The organism is Henriciella mobilis, assembly GCF_003576285.1.
Classification (GTDB): Bacteria; Pseudomonadota; Alphaproteobacteria; order Caulobacterales; family Hyphomonadaceae; genus Henriciella; species Henriciella mobilis.
In genome coordinates this window covers 293,425-313,151 of the sequence record NZ_QWFX01000006.1, presented here as the reverse complement: position 1 = coordinate 313,151, position 19,727 = coordinate 293,425, and the positions used below count along the sequence as shown (strand labels likewise).

The 19,727-nt window shown below is 64.0% G+C and carries 20 protein-coding genes; 17 read left to right on the top strand and 3 right to left on the bottom strand.

The genetic code is table 11. From position 1 onward, the window contains the following. The first annotated feature begins 73 nt into the window (after positions 1 to 73). Positions 74 to 853 (top strand): hypothetical protein, encoded by a 780-nt coding sequence (locus D1223_RS06255; protein ID WP_119375567.1) that lies wholly within the window; start codon positions 74 to 76, stop codon positions 851 to 853. Positions 854 to 982: 129 nt separating this feature from the next. Then, on the top strand, positions 983 to 1,999 hold the full coding sequence (locus tag D1223_RS06250) for an SDR family oxidoreductase (RefSeq protein ID WP_119375566.1): 1,017 nt from the start codon (positions 983 to 985) through the stop codon (positions 1,997 to 1,999). Between the two features lie 4 nt (positions 2,000 to 2,003). On the opposite strand, the gene D1223_RS06245 is transcribed toward D1223_RS06250, so the two are convergent. After that, the gene (locus tag D1223_RS06245) at positions 2,004 to 2,543 is read right to left on the bottom strand and encodes a hypothetical protein (RefSeq protein ID WP_119375565.1); all 540 of its coding nucleotides are present in this window, start codon (positions 2,541 to 2,543) and stop codon (positions 2,004 to 2,006) included. Between the two features lie 175 nt (positions 2,544 to 2,718). Continuing rightward, entirely contained in the window at positions 2,719 to 2,904 is a 186-nt protein-coding gene (locus tag D1223_RS06240; RefSeq protein ID WP_119375564.1) for a DUF1674 domain-containing protein, read from the bottom strand. Positions 2,905 to 3,024: 120 nt separating this feature from the next. Here D1223_RS06240 and htpX point away from each other — a divergent pair, with 120 nt between their 5' ends. The 15 genes from htpX to tilS all read left to right on the top strand — a co-directional run bounded on the left by htpX (position 3,025) and on the right by tilS (position 18,941). Further along, positions 3,025 to 3,924 (top strand): zinc metalloprotease HtpX, encoded by a 900-nt coding sequence (gene htpX, locus D1223_RS06235; protein WP_233353101.1) that lies wholly within the window; start codon positions 3,025 to 3,027, stop codon positions 3,922 to 3,924. Continuing rightward, entirely contained in the window at positions 3,921 to 5,204 is a 1,284-nt protein-coding gene (locus tag D1223_RS06230) for an RsmB/NOP family class I SAM-dependent RNA methyltransferase (RefSeq protein ID WP_119375562.1), read from the top strand. Before htpX ends, D1223_RS06230 begins: the two co-directional genes overlap by 4 nt. A 112-nt stretch (positions 5,205 to 5,316) precedes the next feature. Beyond that, positions 5,317 to 5,814: an outer membrane lipoprotein gene (locus D1223_RS06225; protein WP_119375561.1), complete on the top strand. Its 498-nt coding sequence runs from the start codon at positions 5,317 to 5,319 to the stop codon at positions 5,812 to 5,814. Between the two features lie 93 nt (positions 5,815 to 5,907). Further along, positions 5,908 to 6,576, top strand: a complete 669-nt coding sequence (gene rpe, locus D1223_RS06220; protein ID WP_119375560.1) for a ribulose-phosphate 3-epimerase — start codon at positions 5,908 to 5,910, stop codon at positions 6,574 to 6,576. A 25-nt stretch (positions 6,577 to 6,601) separates the two neighbouring features. Continuing rightward, positions 6,602 to 8,329: a heparinase II/III family protein gene (locus D1223_RS06215; RefSeq protein ID WP_233353100.1), complete on the top strand. Its 1,728-nt coding sequence runs from the start codon at positions 6,602 to 6,604 to the stop codon at positions 8,327 to 8,329. Then, the gene (locus D1223_RS06210) at positions 8,326 to 10,203 is read left to right on the top strand and encodes a polysaccharide biosynthesis protein (RefSeq protein WP_119375558.1); all 1,878 of its coding nucleotides are present in this window, start codon (positions 8,326 to 8,328) and stop codon (positions 10,201 to 10,203) included. The genes D1223_RS06215 and D1223_RS06210 overlap by 4 nt, the downstream gene beginning before the upstream one ends. A gap of 87 nt (positions 10,204 to 10,290) precedes the next feature. Beyond that, positions 10,291 to 11,877, top strand: coding sequence for a bifunctional phosphoribosylaminoimidazolecarboxamide formyltransferase/IMP cyclohydrolase (gene purH, locus D1223_RS06205; RefSeq protein ID WP_119375557.1), 1,587 nt, complete (start codon positions 10,291 to 10,293; stop codon positions 11,875 to 11,877). A 12-nt stretch (positions 11,878 to 11,889) separates the two neighbouring features. Next, the gene (locus D1223_RS06200; RefSeq protein WP_325048687.1) at positions 11,890 to 12,324 is read left to right on the top strand and encodes a YbgC/FadM family acyl-CoA thioesterase; all 435 of its coding nucleotides are present in this window, start codon (positions 11,890 to 11,892) and stop codon (positions 12,322 to 12,324) included. Between the two features lie 187 nt (positions 12,325 to 12,511). Next, on the top strand, positions 12,512 to 13,249 hold the full coding sequence (gene tolQ, locus D1223_RS06195) for a protein TolQ (RefSeq protein ID WP_119375556.1): 738 nt from the start codon (positions 12,512 to 12,514) through the stop codon (positions 13,247 to 13,249). 3 nt (positions 13,250 to 13,252) lie between these two features. Continuing rightward, the gene (gene tolR, locus D1223_RS06190) at positions 13,253 to 13,693 is read left to right on the top strand and encodes a protein TolR (protein ID WP_119375555.1); all 441 of its coding nucleotides are present in this window, start codon (positions 13,253 to 13,255) and stop codon (positions 13,691 to 13,693) included. Positions 13,694 to 13,697: 4 nt separating this feature from the next. After that, entirely contained in the window at positions 13,698 to 14,609 is a 912-nt protein-coding gene (locus D1223_RS06185) for a hypothetical protein (RefSeq protein WP_119375554.1), read from the top strand. A gap of 25 nt (positions 14,610 to 14,634) precedes the next feature. Then, positions 14,635 to 15,996, top strand: a complete 1,362-nt coding sequence (tolB, locus tag D1223_RS06180; RefSeq protein WP_119375553.1) for a Tol-Pal system beta propeller repeat protein TolB — start codon at positions 14,635 to 14,637, stop codon at positions 15,994 to 15,996. A gap of 139 nt (positions 15,997 to 16,135) precedes the next feature. Then, a complete protein-coding gene (gene pal / locus D1223_RS06175) occupies positions 16,136 to 16,693 on the top strand; it encodes a peptidoglycan-associated lipoprotein Pal (protein ID WP_119376053.1) in 558 nt (185 codons plus the stop codon). A 104-nt stretch (positions 16,694 to 16,797) separates the two neighbouring features. Next, positions 16,798 to 17,736: a tol-pal system protein YbgF gene (ybgF, locus tag D1223_RS06170; RefSeq protein WP_119375552.1), complete on the top strand. Its 939-nt coding sequence runs from the start codon at positions 16,798 to 16,800 to the stop codon at positions 17,734 to 17,736. Next, the gene (gene tilS, locus D1223_RS06165) at positions 17,724 to 18,941 is read left to right on the top strand and encodes a tRNA lysidine(34) synthetase TilS (protein WP_147372700.1); all 1,218 of its coding nucleotides are present in this window, start codon (positions 17,724 to 17,726) and stop codon (positions 18,939 to 18,941) included. Before ybgF ends, tilS begins: the two co-directional genes overlap by 13 nt. Here the strand turns inward: tilS and D1223_RS06160 are convergent. Then, positions 18,922 to 19,692, bottom strand: a complete 771-nt coding sequence (locus D1223_RS06160; RefSeq protein ID WP_119375550.1) for a formyl transferase — start codon at positions 19,690 to 19,692, stop codon at positions 18,922 to 18,924. The genes tilS and D1223_RS06160 overlap by 20 nt on opposite strands. Positions 19,693 to 19,727 lie beyond the last annotated feature (35 nt).

Below are 19,727 nucleotides of genomic sequence, written 5' to 3'. Positions count from 1 at the left end.
CGGACAGGATTTTTGATTGCGAAGATGTCACGTCTGTGGTCGTCTGGACGTCAATCCAAGGCTGGAGGGTTATATGGCGGATCGCAATCTTGATATCGGTTATGTCTTCGAGAAGACGTTCAGCATCATCGGTCAACGGTTCTCGGAACTGGCGCTGCTGTCGCTGATCTTTGTCGGTATCCCGAACATCATATTGGCCTGGCTGTCGGCACAATGGCTCGAGCAGGCTGTTTCCTCCGGCAGTGCATTTGCCGCTTTCTCGCCCGGCTTCCTGATCATGAATTTCCTGGTTGGCCTGTTGCCACTGCTGCTGCAGGCGGCGGTGGTTCATACGACGGTCGAGACCATGTCCAACCGGCCATCGGACGTGGCCAGTTCCATGTCCGTCGCGATCGGCGTGTTCCTGCCGCTGATCCTGCTCTCGATCATCCTCAGCGTTGCCTATGGCATCGGCCTGATGCTGCTGGTCGTGCCGGGCCTCATCCTGATGACGCTCTGGGCGGTTGCCGTCCCGGCCTTTGTCGCCGAGCGGACCGGGATCATCGGCGCGCTCAGCCGCAGCTTCGAACTGACCGAGGGCCAGCGCTGGCGGATCTTCGCGCTGATGGTGCTCGCCTTCATCGCCATGATGATTGCCGGGCTGATCATCGGCATGCTCAGCTTCGGCGCCATGGCGGGCAGCCAGTCCTATGAGAGCTTTGCCAGCTTCAGCCTCTGGAGCGCGCTGCTCAACGCCATCCTGGCCATGGCGGCCGGCGTTGTGGGCGCAGTCGGTGTGTCGGTGCTGTATGTCCACCTGCGCGACCTCAAGGAGGGCACGTCGCTCGAATCGATCGGGGATGTGTTCCGCTAGGCATTGAGGGCGTCACTGGGCGCGCACACTGGCCGGTGCGGCCTCACCGGTCGGGAGCGATAAAAAAGCTCAGCGAACGCTGAACAAGTCTGTTATTGTTCAAGGGCGTTTTGCCCCAGGAGGCTCCCCATGAAGACAGTTCTTGTGACCGGTGCGACCGGTTTCATCGCCTCGCATCTCATATTGAAATTGCTCGACGCCGGTTACGCGGTTCGCGGAACGGCGCGATCGGCAAGCAAGGCGGAGCGCCTGAACGAGGTGCTGTCGAACTATGCCGGCAAGCCTGTAAACATCCAGGTCGTTGCGGCCGATCTCAGCAAGGATGATGGCTGGGCCGAAGCGGTCGAGGGGTGTGCCTATGTCCAGCATGTCGCCTCGCCGTTTCCGGAAGTTCAGCCCAAGAACGATGATGAGCTTATCCGGCCCGCGCGCGATGGTGCGCTTCGGGTGCTGAAGGCGGCCAAGGCAGCCGGCGTCGAAAGGGTCGTCATGACCTCTTCGATGGCGGCGATAGGCTACGGCTGGGGCGATCAACGGCCAGCCAAATTCGATGAGAGCCACTGGTCGAACGCCGACAATATCAGCGACAACACGGCCTACACGCGATCCAAGACGATCGCGGAGCGGGCCGCCTGGGACTATATCGACGCAGAAGGCAAGGGGCTGGAGCTCGCCGTCATCAACCCGGTCGCCGTTCTTGGGCCGGCGATGAGCGAGGATGTTTCCTCATCGCTGCAACTGATCAGTCAGCCGCTGGAGGGCAAGTTGCCAGCCTATCCGAAACTGAGTTTCGGAATTGTCGACGTTCGCGATGTCGCCGAGGCCCATCTGCGGGCGATGACGTCAGCCGAGGCCGCCGGAAAGCGGTTCATCGTGGGCGACAGGGTGATGTGGATGGAGGAGGTCGGTGCGGTGCTTCGCGAGGCCTATCCCGACCGAAAGATCCCGAAAGGGGTTCTTCCCAACTGGCTGGTGCGGCTCTTGTCATTCGCCAATCCGCCGCTGAAGCAGATCCTGCCGGAGCTTGGCCAGGAGCGGGACTTTTCGAATGACCGATTGAAGCAGGTGCTGGGCATCACGCCGATACCAGCCGAGGATGCGATTCGGGCAAGCGCTGACAGTCTTATCCGGCTCGGCGCGGTGTGAGGGCTTACTGGCAGCCGCAGGGGCCGCCGCCACCGCCTCGCTTGCCGCGCTTGCCCTTGAAGCCGCCGCGGAAGGAATAGCGGAACGCTGCCGAGGCCGAGGCACTGGCCGATGCGGATGCCGAGGCGCTGGCATAGGCAAACCCGCCGCCACCGCCATAATAGCCGCCATCGACGCCTGCGCCGACGCCGCCATCAAAGCCTGAAATATTGATCGACAGGCCGCGCTCGACCGGCCTGTGGTAGACGACTTGCTTGGGCGGCGCTGCTGGCGTGCAGCACGCCCCACCCGTCGTGTAGCGGCGAACGTATTGGCGCGTCTGCGACTCGTCGACATAGCGCCGGGTGACCGTCTCGGATGGCGGGCAATACCAGTCGCTGCCGCCGATCAGTTCACAGCCCGGCGCCGGTTGGGTCGTGGTGTGGGCCTTGAGCGGCGCGGGGCCTTTCTGCACGGGCCGGCCGGGATAGCCGTCCGCGAAGGCGGGCGCGGCAAAAAGGGCCAGCGCCGCGGCGCACGCAGCAAGGCTGTAGCATTTTGGCATGCGATTCGCCTCCTGAGCGAAATCTGCGATCAACTCATCGCAGGTCGAGCAAGGCCGGGGCCAGTCCCGGCTTCCGTTACAGTAAACGCTTCAGGTCAGGCCGGTGCAAACAGGTTAACCCAGCAGGCGAATCGGGTTCGCGGCTTGCGTGGTGGCCGCGACGTAGCGCCGGGCGTCAGAAATCGTAGGCAATGCCTTTGCGTTCCCAGTCCCCGAACCGGGTGGGCTCGACAGCCTTCGGACCGCCGGTTTCCTTCTGGCGCTGGGCTTCCAGCTCGGCTTCGAGTTTTTCCTGTTCCTCCCGGCGGGCCTGGGCTTCGGCGAGGGCACGTTCGGCTTCTGGGGTCAGTTTCCGGCTCATGACTTTTCTTTAATTCCGCTGAAGGAGGACTCCCACATGCGTTAACACTTTCCATATACTCGCTTGTCAGACACTTAAACTTAAGCCGAACCCGATCAAGGAGCTGATCCCGTGGGCACAATGAAGACCTTCCTGCTGCTGGCGGTTTTGACGGCCCTTTTCATGGCCGTTGGATACCTCGTGGGCGGGGTTCCGGGCATGGCCATCGCCTTCGGTGTTGCGCTGGTGATGAACATCTTTTCCTGGTGGAATGCCGACAAGATCGTACTGCGCATGCAGGGCGCGCGGGAAGTCACCGATGATGAGCGCTCGCCGGTCCTGCGCACCTTCGTGAACGATACGCGGGCGCTGGCAGAGCATGCCGGCATGCCGCAGCCCAAGGTCTATGTGATCGATACCCCGCAACCCAATGCCTTCGCCACGGGCCGCGACCCGAATCACGCCGCTGTCTGCGCGACCACCGGCCTGCTCAATGCGCTCACCCGAGAGGAAGTCGCCGGCGTGATGGCGCACGAGCTGGCCCACGTCCAGCACCGCGACACGCTGACGATGACTGTCACCGCGACCATTGCCGGTGCCATCGGTATGCTGGCCAATTTCGCGCTCTTCTTCGGCAATCGTGAGCGCGGCGGCCTGATCACATCCATCGCCATCATGATCTTCGCGCCCATGGCGGCCGCGCTGGTCCAGATGGCCATCAGCCGCTCACGCGAATATGAGGCGGACCGGCTGGGCGCGGAAATCTGCGGCAATCCGCACTGGCTGGCTTCGGCGCTGGAGAAGATCGACCGCGGGGCCCGCTCGACGCTGAACCAGCGCGCGGAGGCCAATCCGGCCATGGCGCACATGTACATCATGAACCCGCTGGCCGGCAAAGGCGCCGACAATCTCTTCTCGACGCACCCGTCCACCGCCAACCGCATCGAGGCGCTGCGCAAGCTCGCCGCCGAGATGAATATCGCCCCCTCCGGCAAGCTCGCCGAGCCGGAACCGGCCCGCGCCGCCGGCCCCTGGGGATGAGTGGGGCGAAGGCAAGACAGGCTGCTGCAGACCTCCTGATCGAGACGTTCGACAATCGCCGGACGCTTGATGAGGCGATGACGGTTTCAGAGTCCTATTCCCGGATGCAGGGGGCGGATCGCGGTTTTGCGCGGGCCATGGCCAGTGCGGCGTTGCGCCAGCTGGGCCGGATCGACAAGGGGCTCGCCCCTTTCCTCAGCCGCCCGCTCGAGACGGCCACGCCGCCCGCGCGGGCCCTGCTGAGGGTCGGCGCGGCGCAGGCCTGGCTGCTAGGCACACCGCCCCATGCCGTGGTCAGCGAGACCGTTGCCGCCGCCAAGGGATGGGCCCGGGCGCGCTCGGCCTCCGGCTTTCTCAACGCCGTCCTGCGCAAGGCCGTGAATGACCGCTCCCATTTCGACAAGGCGCCGGTCACCGCCGTCTGGCCGGACTGGCTGACGGTAGAGATGATGACCAGCCTCGGTATCGAGGCCGCCACCGCCCTGGCGGAGGCGCAGTCGGTTGAGCCGGAGCTTCACCTTACGCCAAAGGATCCCGATGAGATCGAAGCACTCGCCGCGCGCCTCGGCGGGAAGGTGCTATCCGGCATGAGCATAAGTGTGCCCGCAGGCGACGTTGCGGCCATCGATGGCTATGAGTCCGGCGAATGGTGGGTCCAGGATGTGGCCGCAGCCCTGCCGGTGCACCTGCTTGGCGTGCGGCCGGGCGAGACCGTCCTCGATCTCTGCGCGGCGCCGGGCGGCAAGACGATGCAGCTGGCGGCAACGGGGGCGCAGGTCACCGCGCTGGATCGCTCGGCCACGCGGCTGGAGCGCGTGCAGGAGAACCTTGCCCGCACGAAGCTCGATGCAAATGTCGAGATCGTTGCCGCGAAGCTTGAAGACTGGACGCCGCCGGTCCCAGCCGACCGCATCCTGCTGGACGCGCCCTGTTCGGCGCTCGGCACCCTGCGGCGCCATCCCGAAGGGGCCTGGATCAAGTCATCGGACGATATTGCCCGCTTTCCAGAGGTGCAGGCCCGGCTCCTGCGCAAGGCAGCCGGGATGCTGCGTCCGGGCGGAACGCTCGTCTATTGTGTCTGCACGCCGCTCAGCCGCGAGGGCCGCGACGTCGTCAATGAAGTGGTCGCTGACAGGCAGCTGAAACGCGTGCCGATCAGCCCGGAAGAGGCGAACGACTTTGCCGGCGGCCTGACGCCCGAGGGCGACCTCGTCACCCTGCCCAACGCATTGTACGGGCATGATGTTTTCCATATTTCGCGTCTTGAGCGAGTTGTTTGATTAAAATCATGAAAGCTTCGCGCATTCGCCTTAAATTCGCCGCCGCGGGTTCATACCTCGTTCAGCGGCCAGATCCGATAATCGTCGGGTTCTAAGTGCAAAGGAGCACCCTATGACGACTGAAACAGCAACCGTTAAGACGCCGAACAAGATGATGGCCGGCGCCTTTGCCGCCCTCACGCTTGCGCTCGCGGGCTGTGCCAGCGGTTATGGCGCAAATACCGTCAACTCATCCGATGTCGGCTATGCATCGACTGTCCGCGAAGGCACGGTGACCGCCGTGCGCGAAGTCGTGATCCGTCCCGACAAGTCGGTGATTGGCGTGGCGACCGGCGCCGTCCTCGGCGGCCTTGCCGGTTCCGAACTCGGTGGCGGCGACAAGGCCCAGACGGCCGGTGCCATTGGTGGCGCGGTCCTCGGCGGCATCGCCGGTAACGAGGTTGGCAAGGGCGTCAATACCCGCAAAGGCTTTGCCTACACGATCCGTTTCGACAGCGGCGAAGTGAAGGAAATCGTCCAGGGCAACGACATCTACATCCAGCCCGGCACGCGCGTGAACGTGACTTTCCGCGCCGACCAGGTCGTGGTTTCGCCGGCGGGCTACTACTAGGCCATAGCCTGAAGGCCACAGGGCCTTCACGAACGACATCCGCTAGCCGCCGTCAGCCTTGTGCTGGCGGCGGTTTGGTTCTAGGCGATAGACATGCGTGACGTCCTCATTTCCCCCTCCATACTGTCGGCTGACTTTGCCAAGCTTGGCGAGGAGATCCGCGCCATAGACGCCGCGGGCGCCGACATGATCCATATCGATGTCATGGACGGGCACTTCGTCCCGAACCTGACATTCGGCCCGCCGGTGATCGAAAAGCTGAGGCCGCACTCCGACAAGCCGTTTGATGTGCACCTGATGATCGCACCGGTTGATCCCTTCATCGACGATTTCGCCAAGGCCGGCGCCGATATCCTGACCGTTCACCCTGAAGCCGGGCCGCATATACACCGGACGCTGCAGGCGATCCGGGCGGCGGGCATGAAGCCAGGCGTCGCCATAAACCCCGGTACGCCGGCCGATGTGGTCGATCCGATCATTGACGATGTTGATCTAATTCTGGTCATGTCCGTCAATCCAGGGTTCGGAGGCCAGAGTTTCATTGACAGCCAGCTGCGCAAGATCGAAGCCTTCCGCAAGAAAATCGACGAAAGCGGGCGCAAGATCATCCTGGAGGTCGATGGCGGGCTCAATTCAGAGACAGCCCCCAGGGCTATCGACGCCGGCGTTACGGCGATTGTTGCAGGTTCCGCTGTTTTCAAGGGCGGGCCTTCCAGTTACGCGGGCAACATCGCGGCCCTTCGTGGTGAAATGGTCAGCTGAACCGAACAAGCGGATCGGGCGATTGATGTCAGCCGAGTATGCGAAATCTGGCTCCCAGCCGCGACGTAGCGCCGAAGAGGACGCTGAGCTATGGGCGCGTTTTACCGGCAAGGCAGGCGAGGAAGCCACGGCGAGTCCGATCCATCGCCTGAAGATTGCCGGATCGGCCCCTGACGGGTTTGGTCTCTACCCCCGCCCGGCTGCCCCGCCTGACGAATTGCGCGGCGAAAGCCTGATGCGCGATATCTGGCGCATCGGCATGGCCAAGGTCGAGATGCCCGGCGGGCGCCCGCCCTGGTCGGAGCCGCTCCCCTCGCGCCACTTTACCGACCGCGTGCACCGCTTCGACTGGCTCGGTGACCTGTTCACGCAGGGCGATGCCGGCGCTGACCGGGCGCGTTACCTGGTTGATGACTGGATCGAGAATTTCGGCCGCTTCAATGGCTTTGCCTGGCGGGCCGGCTGCACCGCAGACCGCGTCTGGAACTGGATGCTCTGCGGGCCGGGCCTGTTCGAGCACGGCCCCGAAGAGGCCGTGCAGCACCGGCTGGAAGTGTTCGGCCGGCAGGTCCGACATGTCGACGCCCTGCACGAGGATTGCAGCGAGCCAGCGGCCCGTTGGCGGATTGCCGCTGTCATGGCGGCGCATGCGATCTGCGTGCGCCGCGGCAAGGGGCTCGATGAAGCTTTCGAGCGGCTCGACAATGAATGTACCGCGCAGATCCTTCCCGATGGCGGGCATGTCAGCCGCTCGCCCGCACGGGGCTTGCGCACCATGCTCGACCTCTGCGTCCTCAAGGACCTGACCGAACGATCAGAGCGTCCGGTGCCCGAATTCATGCTACGGTGGATTGAACGGCTGGGCGGCATGATCGGATTCTTCAGGGCAGGAGACGGTGCATTGCCTCCGTTCAATGACAGCCAGGAAAGCCTGCCCGAGACCGTGGATGCGGCGCTTTCGAGGCTGCAGGCTCCGCCGCGCCGGTTCACCGTGGCGCCCAAATCCGGCTTTCACAAACTCCAGAAGGGTGAGACCTGCCTTATCCTTGATGCCGGCAACGCCCCGGAAGAGCCGTTTGGCGACGGGGCCCATGCGGGCGCGCTCGGCTTCGAGTTGCATGATGCCGAGGCCCGCCTCATCACCAGTTGCGGCTACAGCCCGGAAGTGGACATCGACTGGCAGGCAGCCGTCCGGCGCACCGGCGCCCACTCGACCCTGATTATCGCGAATGAGGATTCAGCCCCCTTCCGGCGCAATGAGGACACCGGTCTGGTGTTTCCTGTCGGCCCGGAAGGGATTTCGGCCAAGCGGCTGGAAGAGGCAGACGAGATCTGGCTCGACGCCCAGCATGGCGGCTACAAGAAAACATTCGGGCTGCTGCACCGGCGCCGGCTGTTCATGAGTGGCGATGGCCGCCGGCTGACGGGTGAGGATTCACTGGCCCGGCCGGTCTCGCAGGGCACCGCCGACAGTGACCGGACCATTCCATACGTTGTAAGATTCCACCTCCATCCAACGGTGACGGCGACGATGGGCGACACCGCCATCCGCCTCGAAAGCGAGAGCGGCTCGGTCTGGCGGTTCAAGACCAGCCATGAGGCTGCGCGGCTGGAGAAGACAATCTATCTCGCGCGCGGAATTGTCGAACAGAGCTGGCAGATCGTCCTTAGCGGCCGGGCCAATCCCGACAGCGACGGGTCAACCCCGCCCAATGCCGTGCGCTGGGCCTTCCTCAAGGATCGGCCCGCATGACACCAAGGAATGAAGCCCGCCGCGCCATGGCGCTGACGCTCGCCTTCGACACGATGGCAGCGACGATTGCGATGGCGGTGGCGATCTCGATCCGCTGGCTGGCCACCAATGGCGCGCCGCCAGATGCCTGGCGGTCCGGGGCCATGGCCACGATCACATTCGCGATGGTGGCGCTGACCGCCTTCTACATCATGCGTGTTCACCGGCAGGTCTGGCGTCATGCCGGCTGGCCCGATGCCGTGAAGATCATCCAGGGCGTCTGCGTCGCCACGCTGATGTTCCTGCCGATCATGTTCCTCTGGAACCGGCTTGTCGGCTTTCCCCGCTCGGCCATCATCATTGCCGACATCCTCTGGCTGAGCCTGCTCTTCCTCGGCCGGATGGTGGCGCTGGCGCGCTCGACGAACCGCCCGTTCCAGATCTTCTTCTCCAATGCCCGGGCCGATGCACCGATCGCCGTACTGATCGCGAAGGCGACCGAAGCCCCCGCCATCCTGCGCAAGGTGAATGAGAACGATGAAGGCGCGCGCGTGCGCATCCTCGGCCTAATCGAACCGGACGGTGTCGAGCTTGGCCGCGCCATTCGCGGGGTTCCGGTGATGGGCGGGCTCGACGATCTCGGCAAGGTGCTGGATGTCCTGTCGGTCCGCTATGGCAAGACACCGCTCGTTGCCGTGGCCGGTGTTGCCCGTGAGCGCGTCTACATGACCCGCATCCTCGAGGAGGCGGCCAACCAGAAGGCCGAGATCATGACGCTCGAGGCCGGCGGCGAAGGCAATGGCATGCTGCCGGTGCGCCCGTCGGACCTGCTGCGCCGTCGCGAACGTGTGCTCGACAGCCGCCCGGTCGGCGAGCTGATCGAGGGCTCGAATGTCTTCGTCACCGGCGGCGGCGGTACGATCGGGTCGGAGCTGGCGCGCCAGTGCGCGCGGATGAACCCCGCCTCGCTGACGATTTTCGACGCGTCGGAATACAATCTCTACGAAGCTGATCTCGCCCTTCGAAACGAGTTCCCCAATATCGACATTCATACCGAGCTTGGCGATGTGCGCGACAGCCACAGGGTGACGAGCCTGATGCAGGCGATCCAGCCCGACATCGTGATCCACGCCGCGGCGCTGAAGCATGTGCCGCTGATGGAGCGCAATGTCTGCGAGGCCATCCTCACCAATGTCGGCGGCGCGCTGCAGACGGCACGGGCGGCGGTCGACTGCAAGGTCGGCAAGCTGGTTTTCGTCTCCACCGACAAGGCGGTGAACCCGGACAATGTCATGGGCGCGACGAAGCGCCTGGCGGAGATCGCGATGACCCGGCAGGCCGAGGCGTCTGACCTCGCCGTCTCCATGGTCCGCTTCGGTAATGTGCTTGGCTCGTCCGGGTCGGTCGTGCCCCTGTTCGAGCGCCAGATTGCCAATGGCGGCCCGGTGACGCTGACCCACCCGGATGTGACGCGATACTTCATGACCGTGGAGGAGGCCTCCGCCCTGGTCCTGCAGTCGGCGACGCATAACGGCATGCCGGGGACCGCATCGCTCTATGTGCTGGACATGGGCGAGCCGGTGAAGATCAAGGCGCTGGCCGAGGCGATGATCCGCCTGAAAGGCCTGGTGCCCGGCCGCGATATCGAGATCCGCACAACCGGCCTTCGCCCGGGCGAGAAGATGCACGAAATGCTGACCTACAACCATGAAGAGGTCTATGCGATCGGCATCGAGGGCATCTACAAGGTCGGCTCGCGTCAGGTTGTCGCCAATGACTTCGACGAGCAGCTCGACGAACTGCTCGACATGGCCCGCCAGCGCCGGCGGAAAGAGGCCATCGAGATCCTCTCGCGGCTGGTGCCGGAGTACAAGCCCAAGCGCATGCCTGCCTGACGCCATATGCCAAGTTGACCTTGCGGGGGTTCATGATACGGCAGGCGCGTTGTTCTCTGCCCAATTCAGGAAAAGTGTCCCCAAGCCATGTCCGAGCGTTTCCAAGTCCGCCGCGCCCTCCTGTCTGTATCTGACAAGACGGGCCTTGTTGAATATGCGCAGCGCCTGGCCTCGCACGGGGTCGAGTTGGTCTCGACCGGCGGGTCGGCCCGCACCCTGAAAGAGGCGGGCCTCGCTGTGAAGGATGTGGCAGACCTCACCGGCTATCCGGAAATGATGGAAGGCCGGGTCAAGACGCTCCACCCCGCCGTGCATGGCGGCCTGCTTTACCTGCGCGACAAGGAGAGCCACGTCGAGGACGCCGAGCGGCACGGCATCGAGCCGATCGATCTGGTCTACATCAATCTCTATCCCTTCGAGGCGACGGTCGCGTCCGGCGCCGGTTTCGAGGAATGTATCGAGAATATCGATATTGGCGGGCCGGCCATGCTGCGCGCAGCTGCCAAGAACGGCCATTCGGTTGCCGTCTGCACCGATGCCGATGACCTGGCAGGCGTCCTTGCCGAGATGGACGATAATGATGCGACCGTCTCCGCCGAACATGGCCGCCGGCTTGCCGCAAAGACCTATGCGCGTACGGCCGCCTATGACGCGGCCATTTCCGGCTGGTATGCGAGCCAGCTGGAAGAGACCGCGCCGGACTGGATCGGTTTTGGCGGCGGGCTGCTGCAGCGGCTTCGCTATGGCGAAAATCCGCACCAGTCGGCCGCCTTCTACCAGACGGGCGAGAAGCGCCCCGGCGTTGCCAATGCGCGCCAGGTCCAGGGCAAGGAGCTGTCCTACAACAATATCAACGATACCGATGCGGCCTATGAGCTGATTGGTGAGCTGGGCGAAGAGACCCCGGCCGTCGCGATCATCAAGCACGCCAATCCGTGCGGGGTGGCGCTCGGGGAGTCGCCGATCGAGGCCTATCGCGAGGCGCTGGCCTGCGACCCGACCTCGGCCTTTGGCGGCATCGTTGCGCTGAACCGCATGCTCGACGAGGCGACGGCCGAAGAGATCACCAAGATCTTCACAGAGGTCGTGATCGCGCCGGGGGCGGACGAAGGCGCGCTGGCTGTGTTCGAGAAAAAGAAGAATTTGCGCCTGCTGCTTGCCAACGGCCTGCCCGACCCGGCGGCGAAGGGCCGGATGGCCAAGACGGTTGCGGGCGGCCTGCTTGTCCAGGATCGCGATTTCGGACGCATCACGCGCGATGAGCTGCGCGTCGTGACGGAAAAGGCGCCCGATGAGTCCCAGATGGATGACCTTCTCTTTGCCTGGCGCGTTGCCAAGCATGTGAAGTCGAACACGATTGTCTATGCCCGCGACCGCGCGACTGTCGGCATCGGCGCTGGTCAGATGAGCCGCATCGATTCTGCCCGGATCGCCGCGCGCAAGGCCGAGGATGCGGCGGAAGCCGCTGGCTGGGATGCGCCTCGCACCAAGGGGTGTGTCGCCGCCTCGGACGCCTTCTTCCCCTTCCCGGACGGCTTGTTGCAGGCTGCCTCGGCCGGGGCGACGGCGGTCATCCAGCCGGGCGGGTCCATCCGCGACGATGACGTGATCGCCGCCGCCAATGAAGCTGGCATCGCCATGGTCTTCACCGGCATGCGGCACTTCCGGCACTAGGAGGGCGGGCTTGTGACCTCTCCCTTCGACGAGTTGAGACAGCACTGGCTGAACGTCCGGGTCTATTATGAGGACACCGACTTCACCGGCATGGTCTATCACGCCAACTATCTGCGCTATTTCGAGCGCGGGCGTTCGGAATTCCTGCGCGATGCCGGGGTGGCCCACCAGGCGCTGCTCGACCGGCCTGACCCCGCCGCCTTCACGCTGACCAATGTGAATGTCGATTACAGGCGCGCCGCCCGGATCGACGACCTCCTGTCCATCCGCTCACGCTATCTTGGCTGCCGGGGGGCAAAGGTCATTTTCCAGCAGACAGCGTTCCGCGGCGAGGAGGTCATCGCCGAAGCGGACATCACAGCGGTGATGATTCATGCCGACGGGCGCCCCCGCAGGCCGATCCCGGATGTCGTCGAAAAGCTGGCCGGTTTTGTCTACCAGCCGTGAAACCGGGCGGTTTACTGACAAAACGTTAACCAGATCACGCCATTGCTGCACCCGCTGCCATCCTCGGCAGTAGCGTCAAGTTTCCGCCTGATTCTCATTGGATATGGGACAGGCTTGCCTGAACGGGCCCCATTCGGCTGCGTGCCTGGCGCACCGGCTGATGCAGAGACATGGAAAGAGGACCCTCATGAATTTACTCGCGCTTGCGCAGCAAATTGGCGACGGAGAGGCGCTCGGAGCGGCCGCGACGGAAGGCGGCTTTTCCTTCTTCGGCCTCCTCATGGAAGCCGACATCGTCGTCAAGTTCGTGCTGATCGCCCTTTTTGTCGCCAGCCTCTGGTCCTGGGCGGTGATCGTCGAGAAGCTTTTCACGGTGGGCAGCGCGCGCAAGAAAGCCAAGCAGTTCGAGGATGCCTTCTGGACCGGCCGGGCCGATGATCTCGATGGCCGTCCCGGCACAGGCAACAGCGATCCGGCCTCCCGGCTGTTCGCCTCGATCTCGCGTGAGTGGAACGATGCGCGCCGGCTCGGCCCGTCAGACGACCCATCCATCCTGGTCGACCGTGCCGAACGCTCCCTGCGGGCCGGTGTCGACCGTGAAGTCGGACGGGTCAGCAAGGGGCTCGGCGTCCTGGCGACCATCGGCTCGTCCTCACCCTTTATCGGCCTGTTCGGCACGGTGTGGGGCATCATGAACGCCTTCATCAACATCGCCGAGAAGCAGGACACCAGCCTGACCAACGTCGCCGGCCCGATTGCCGAGGCGCTGTTTGCGACCGGCCTTGGCCTGATCGCGGCGATCCCGGCGGTCATCTTCTACAACAAGTTCACCGGTGACCTGAACCAGTTCGCCGACCGCCTGGACACCTTCTCGCAAGACCTGCTGGTGCGCCTGTCGCGCCGCTCGACCGACGGAGGGGCATAAGCCATGGCCGGTAGCTGGGCATCTGGAACGCCGGGCAAGTCGCGCGGGCGCCGCGGCCTCGCCGCAGAAATCAACGTCACGCCGCTGGTCGACGTCATGCTTGTGCTGCTGATCGTGTTCATGATCACCGCGCCGCTGCTGACCACGGGTGTCGAAGTCTCGCTGCCGAAGGCGAGCGCGGAAAACCTCCAGGCGCCGAAGTCGCAGCCGCTTTCCGTTTCGCTGAACGCCAGTGGCGAGATCTTCATCCAGGATACGAAGGTCGGCCCGGATGAGCTCGTCTCCACCCTCTATGCCATTGCCGGCGAGGGCTATGAGGAACGCATCTACCTGCGCGCCGATTCCGGCGTGAACTACGGCGACGTGATGAACGTCATGACCCGCATGCAGCGCGCCGGCTATCGCAATATCGCGCTCGTGACCGACCCGAAGGTGAACCAGTAAGCCCATGATCCGCGGACTCCCCGCCTCCATTGCCTTGCACGCTGTCGTCATCGGCGCGGGCTACCTCGCCTGGCCCTATGTCGGGACCAGCGTGGTCGAGGACGAGTTCGTGATCGTTCCGGTGGAGCTGGTCGATGTCGGGGAAATGACCAATGTCGCCCCGGTCGTCGAGCCGCCGGAAGAGATCGAGCCCGAGCCTGAGGAAGAGCCCGAACCGACCCCGCCGGAGCCCGAAGAGTCCGAGGCCCCGGAAGAGATCGAGCCCGATACGCGCGACCTTCCCGAAGACGATGTCTCGACCGCCTCGCAGGCCACACCCGCCGAAGAAGAGCCCGAAGACGTGATGCCGGACCTCGAAGCCGAGCCTGAGGAAGAGCCCGAGCCTGAAAAGAAGGAACCGGAACAGCCGAAACCGGAACCGAAGGCCCCCAATCCGGTCCAGAAGCGCAACCCGCTGGACGATTTCCTGAGTGATGCGGAATCGACCTTTGAAAGCGAGCGCCAGACCAAGCGCGAGACCCAGCCGCCCAAGCTGCCGGAGCGCCAGTTGCTGAACAATACGCCGCCCGCGCAAGACCCGCGAAAGGGCGCCGGCGAGCGCACGGCCAATACGGTGCGCATCGAACAGCTGCTCTACAACCAGATCTATCCGTGCTGGGATGGCGTCGCCGACCAGCCGGATCCCGAGCGCCTGAATGTGAGCATGCGCGCTGAGCTGGATGCCGAGGGTAACCTCATCGATATCGAACTCGTGCGCCCGTCGCGTGCGCCGATTGGCGACCGGTCAATGTCGCTGGCCGTCGAGCGGGCCCTGCGGGCAGTACGCAAGTGCCAGCCCTACAGGCTGCCGCGCGACGACTACGAAATCTGGAAAATTGCGAACATCAACCTTGGTCCCGCGTTCATCGCTGACTAAAGACTAACAGGCGAGGAGCCATGATATGCTGAACAAACTAGCCGCCAGCCTGCTGATCGGACTTGCGATGCTCGTCCCCGCGGCGTTTGCGCAAGTGACCGTGAACATTTCCGAAGGCGTCCTGAAGCCGACACCGATCGCGGTGCCGACCTTCAACGTCTCGAATGGCGCGGACGAGCAGCTCGCCGCCGAGATCACCAAGGTCGTGCAGAATGACCTGGTCTCAACCGGCCTGTTCACGATCACCCCCGAAAGCGCGCATATCCAGCGCGACCTGTCCATCGACAACCAGCCGCGCTTTGCCGACTGGAAGATCATCCAGACGGATGCGCTCGTCGTCGGCCAGATCGACATGGTGACCGTGGAGGGCGTCGAGTTCGTGCGTGCCTCGGTCCGCCTCTGGGACGTCTATGGCGAGGAGGTCATGCGCCTCGAGGGCCAGGCCGGGCGGCGTTTCACGGCTAAACCCGAGGACTGGCGCCGTATCGCGCACAAGATCGCCGACACGATCTATACGCGCCTGACAGGCGAGGACCCGTATTTCGACACGCGCATCGTCTATATCGCCGAAACCGGACCGAAGGATGCCCGGGTCAAGCGCCTTGCCATCATGGATTCCGATGGTGCGAACGTGAAATACCTCACCTCCGGGACCTTCACCGTGCTGACGCCGCGCTTTTCGCCTTCGAACCAGCAGATCACCTACATGTCTTATGAGAATAACGAGCCGCGCGTCTATCTCTTCGACATCCAGAATGGCCGTCAGGAAGTGCTCGGCGATTTCGAGAACATGACCTTCGCCCCCCGGTTCACCCGCGACGGCGAATCGGTCCTGCTGACCCAGGCGATCGAGGGCAATTCGGATATTTATATCCGCAATCTCGTCACCCAGCGCACGCGCCGGCTGACCGACCATCCGGCGATCGATACCTCGCCGTCCATGTCGCCGGACGGCCAGCAGATCGTGTTCAACTCCGACCGTGGCGGCAGCCCGCAGCTCTACATCATGAATGCTGACGGCTCGCCCCTGACCTGCCCGTCGGGCGGGCGCGACACGGCGTGCCGGATCACCTTCGGCTCGGGCCGCTACTCCACACCGGTCTGGAGCCCGCGCGGGGACCTGATCGCCTTTACCAAGCAGTCGCGCGGCCGTTTTCATATCGGCGTTATCGGCGTCGACGGGAAGGGCGAGCGCATCCTGACCGAATCCTATCTGGATGAAGGTCCGGAATGGTCGCCGAACGGCCGCGTCATTACGTTTTTCCGCGAGCAGGCGCCGGGCGCCGGTCCGAAACTCTGGTCGGTTGACCTGACAGGACGCAACCTGCGTCCGATCCCGACCCCGACCGATGCATCGGACCCGGCCTGGTCGCCGCTTTTGAATTAAGTCTTGCGGGCCGCCCGCCATAGTGCTGAAAATGTCACGTCCCAGCTGCCTCGGCAGCAAACGGCATGGCTTCAGCCACGAAGTTGACAAAATCGGCGACTACACGCGCTCGCTGAACGACCATAGCAAGGAGTTATCAATGCGTCGTATTGCTCTTACCACCTCCGCAATAGCGCTCTTTATTGGCGCCGCTGCGTGCTCTTCCACGCCAGAACCGGAGCCGGTACAACCTGAGCCGGTTGTCGAGACCAACACGGCGCCTGTGGAACCCGTCCAGGAAGAAACCATCGAAGAGCCGAAGCGCGTCGTTGACGCCGGCCCGGCTGCTGGTTCGATCCAGGACTTCACCGTGAACGTCGGTGACCGCGTCTATTTCGATCTCGACCAGGCAAGCCTCGATCCGGACGATCAGGAAATCCTGCAGCGCCAGGCGGCATGGCTGCAATCCTATCCGAACGTCCGTATCCTCGTTGCAGGCAACTGCGATGAGCGTGGCACCCGCGAGTACAACCTCGCCCTCGGTGCACGCCGCGCCAACACGGTGAAGCAGTACCTGCTCAGCCTTGGCGTCGACCCGGCCCGCATCGACACCGTTTCCTACGGCAAGGAGCGTCCGATCGACTCCCGCTCGAACGAAGCAGCATGGGCCCTGAACCGGAACGGCTTTACGCAGATCCTGTCCGGCGCCAGCAGCTAAGACAATCTGTCTTCTGTAATGATTAAGCCGGGCGCCATATTTTGGCCCCGGCTTTTTCGTATGCAGATCAATTAGAGTTCTACGCAGTCTGGAGTGCCTCGATCATGGTGCGTTTCGCAACGGTCGCCGTCCTTGCAATGACCTTCTCCGCTTTCAGTCCGCTGGCCGTCGCCCAGAGCGCGCCGATCCAGCGGGGGGCAACAAGCGGTGACCTGGCCCAGCAGATGGCCGATATCCGTCAGCAGAATGCCCAGCTCATGGTTGAGAATGACCGCCTCGAGCAGGAAATTGCCGATGCGAACGGCAAGGTCGAGACGCTGGAATTCCTGCTGTCCCAGACCCGCGAAGAAATCAACCGGATGCAGGAGGACGACTCCCGCATCGGGTCTGCCATCGAATCCCTCAACACCGAGAATGAACGGCTCACCGAACGGGTGAAGGCCCTCGAATCCGATTTGTCGGCCGTGATAGCCATGCTCGAAGCCGGCAATGCGCCGGAGGGTGAAGCGGCTGCAGAGCCAGCGGAGGACGAGGCCGGAACGGACGCGCAGCCCGAGCGGCGCGTGGTCACCCAGTCGTCGGCAAGCAGCGATGGCGGCAACAATCCGCAACTCCAGGGCTCGCTCGGTACGCTGAAAGCGAGCAATTTGCCGGGCGAGGCGGGCCCGCTCTTTTCCGCCGCCAAGTCCAAGCTCCTGAATTTCGATTTCGAAGGCGCCGAAGAAGCTTTCCGCGCCTTTCTCGTCCAGTTCGGCGACGATCCGCAGGCCGGTGAAGCGCAATACTGGCTGGCCGAGTCGCTCTACCAGCAGGATGCCTATGCCGAATCCGGGCAGGCCTATACGCAGATGATCCGCGAATATCCCGACCATGCCCGCGCCCCGGATGCGCTGGTGAAGCTGGCCCGGTCGATGCGCATCGTCGGTGACCTCGACAAGGCGTGCAACGCGCTCGACATCCTGCCGCAGCAATATCCCAATGCGTCGGGCGTGACCCGCAACCTCGCGGCGCTCGAGCGTACGCGTGCAGAGTGCGACAACTAGAAACCCATATTTCCGATCTGATCGACCGAATGGCGGCAGGCACGAATGGCCCTGTCGCCATTGCTGTTTCCGGCGGCAGCGACTCGCTCGTCCTGATGCTGCTTGCGAAGGCTTGGTCACGGCGCAGCGGGCGCAACCTGATCGTGCTGACAGTCGACCACGGCCTGCGGCCGGAAGCGCGCGAGGAAGCCGAATGGGTCACCGCCAAAGCTGCATCGCTCGGCCTTTCTGCGCGCGGCCTCACCTGGACGCCGGACAAGCGCAGCCAGGACGCCGCAAGGCAAGGGCGCCATTCCCTCCTCGCCGCTGCGGCGCGCGAAGCGGGGGCAGGGCTGCTGCTGCTCGGTCATACGCGCACCGATGTCGAGGAAACCCTGCTCATGCGCCTTGCCAGGCCCACCACGCTAGCTAGCGCTGTCGGGCCGCAACCAGTCTCGGTTTCGCCGGTCTGGCCTGAAGGGCGCGATATCCTGCTTGGCCGTCCGTTAATCGCGGTAAGGCGCGGGCACCTCATGGAAATGCTGGCCGAGCGCGGCGAGTCCTGGGTACGGGATCCGAGCAATGAGTCCGACGCTTATGAGCGCGTCCGTATGCGAAAGCTGGCCGGACAGCTGGACGCGGCCCGCCTCAGCCGGATCACGGATGATGCGATGCGCCTGCGCGCCGTCGAGGACATCCAGCTGGCGGACATGCTGTCGGCGTTTGTGCGTATCGACCCAGCGGGCCTTGTCGAGCTGCAGATGGACCGACTGGCCGGCAGCCTGCGCCTTCGCGCCCGGCTCCTGTCGATCCTGCTGCAAACCGCTGCTGGCAGTGACAGCCCGGTCGCGCCTCAGCCTTTGCTGGCGCTCGCGAGTGACCTCGCCAGTGGCGGTCCGAAAAGCCGTCTCACCCTCGGCGGTGCCTGGCTGCAGAGACGAGGCGGGACGCTGATGATCGGACGCGATCCGGGCGAGGTCTGCGCGGGCTGGCAGGATGGCATCTGGGATGGGCGTTACCGGCGCGCGGCGCCAGGAGGCGCAGACGTGGAGGAAAGCCCGTTCCTGGTGCGTCATGGGATGCCGGACGACCCTTACGAGGAAATCCTGACCGGTCGGCTCGTCCTATGGGAGAAGGCGCTGCGGCTTGGCGCGCGCCTGGGTGTCGAGCTTGCTGGCAGCGGCGCGCAAACGCTGTCTCCGGTCGCTACCACACGCCCCGGCTGAGGCCAGTCCAGACATATCCGCCGAGCGTGGGCGCAAACCATTGGCGCGATGGCAGGTTTACGTGAACCGGCGAGAGCGTGCCGGATACCGCATCTTCCATGGCCTTGATGACGATGTCGCGGCTCCCGGCGGCAAGGCGCCAGAGATAGGTGTGAAAGTTGTCGCCCAGCTTTGGCTCAAGGCGGGACTGGTAAAGGATGCCGCCCGTATCGACGCCTTCATCGACAAGATGAACGGTTGCCCCGAAATGCTCCGGCTCACCGTTGGCGAGCGCGAAATAGCCGCCAAACATGCCGCGATAGGCCGGATTGATGCCTGAATGGTAATTGATGAACGGCGCGTTGACGGCGCCCAGCGTCTTCTTGCCGATCATTCGCGTCGACACGACAAAGACCGCCGACGGACCCAGCGTTTTCAGGGCGCCGCGGCAGGCCTCGGAATTCACGGAGGGGACGCGAATAATATCGTCTTCGTCCGGCGCCGCCGGCTGCAGGCCTTCAGACGCAATGAGATCATCGATGATCGCCTGCGTGCCGCGCTTGGTCAGCTTCATCGGAATCCGCGCAGCCTGCATGCTGGCGACCTTGAGCGGGCCCAGCATCTTCATCCGCCGCTTCCAGAGCACCGATTCCGGCTCGCCGTCTTCCATGATGATGGCAAAAGGGCCAAAGCGCTCGCGCAGCGCATTGATCATGATCCAGCTGTGCGGACCGCCGGCGGTCAGCGCGACGATCGAGTGGGGCGAGGACATTTTTGAACTCCCGAAACGGTCCAGTCGGGATTTTG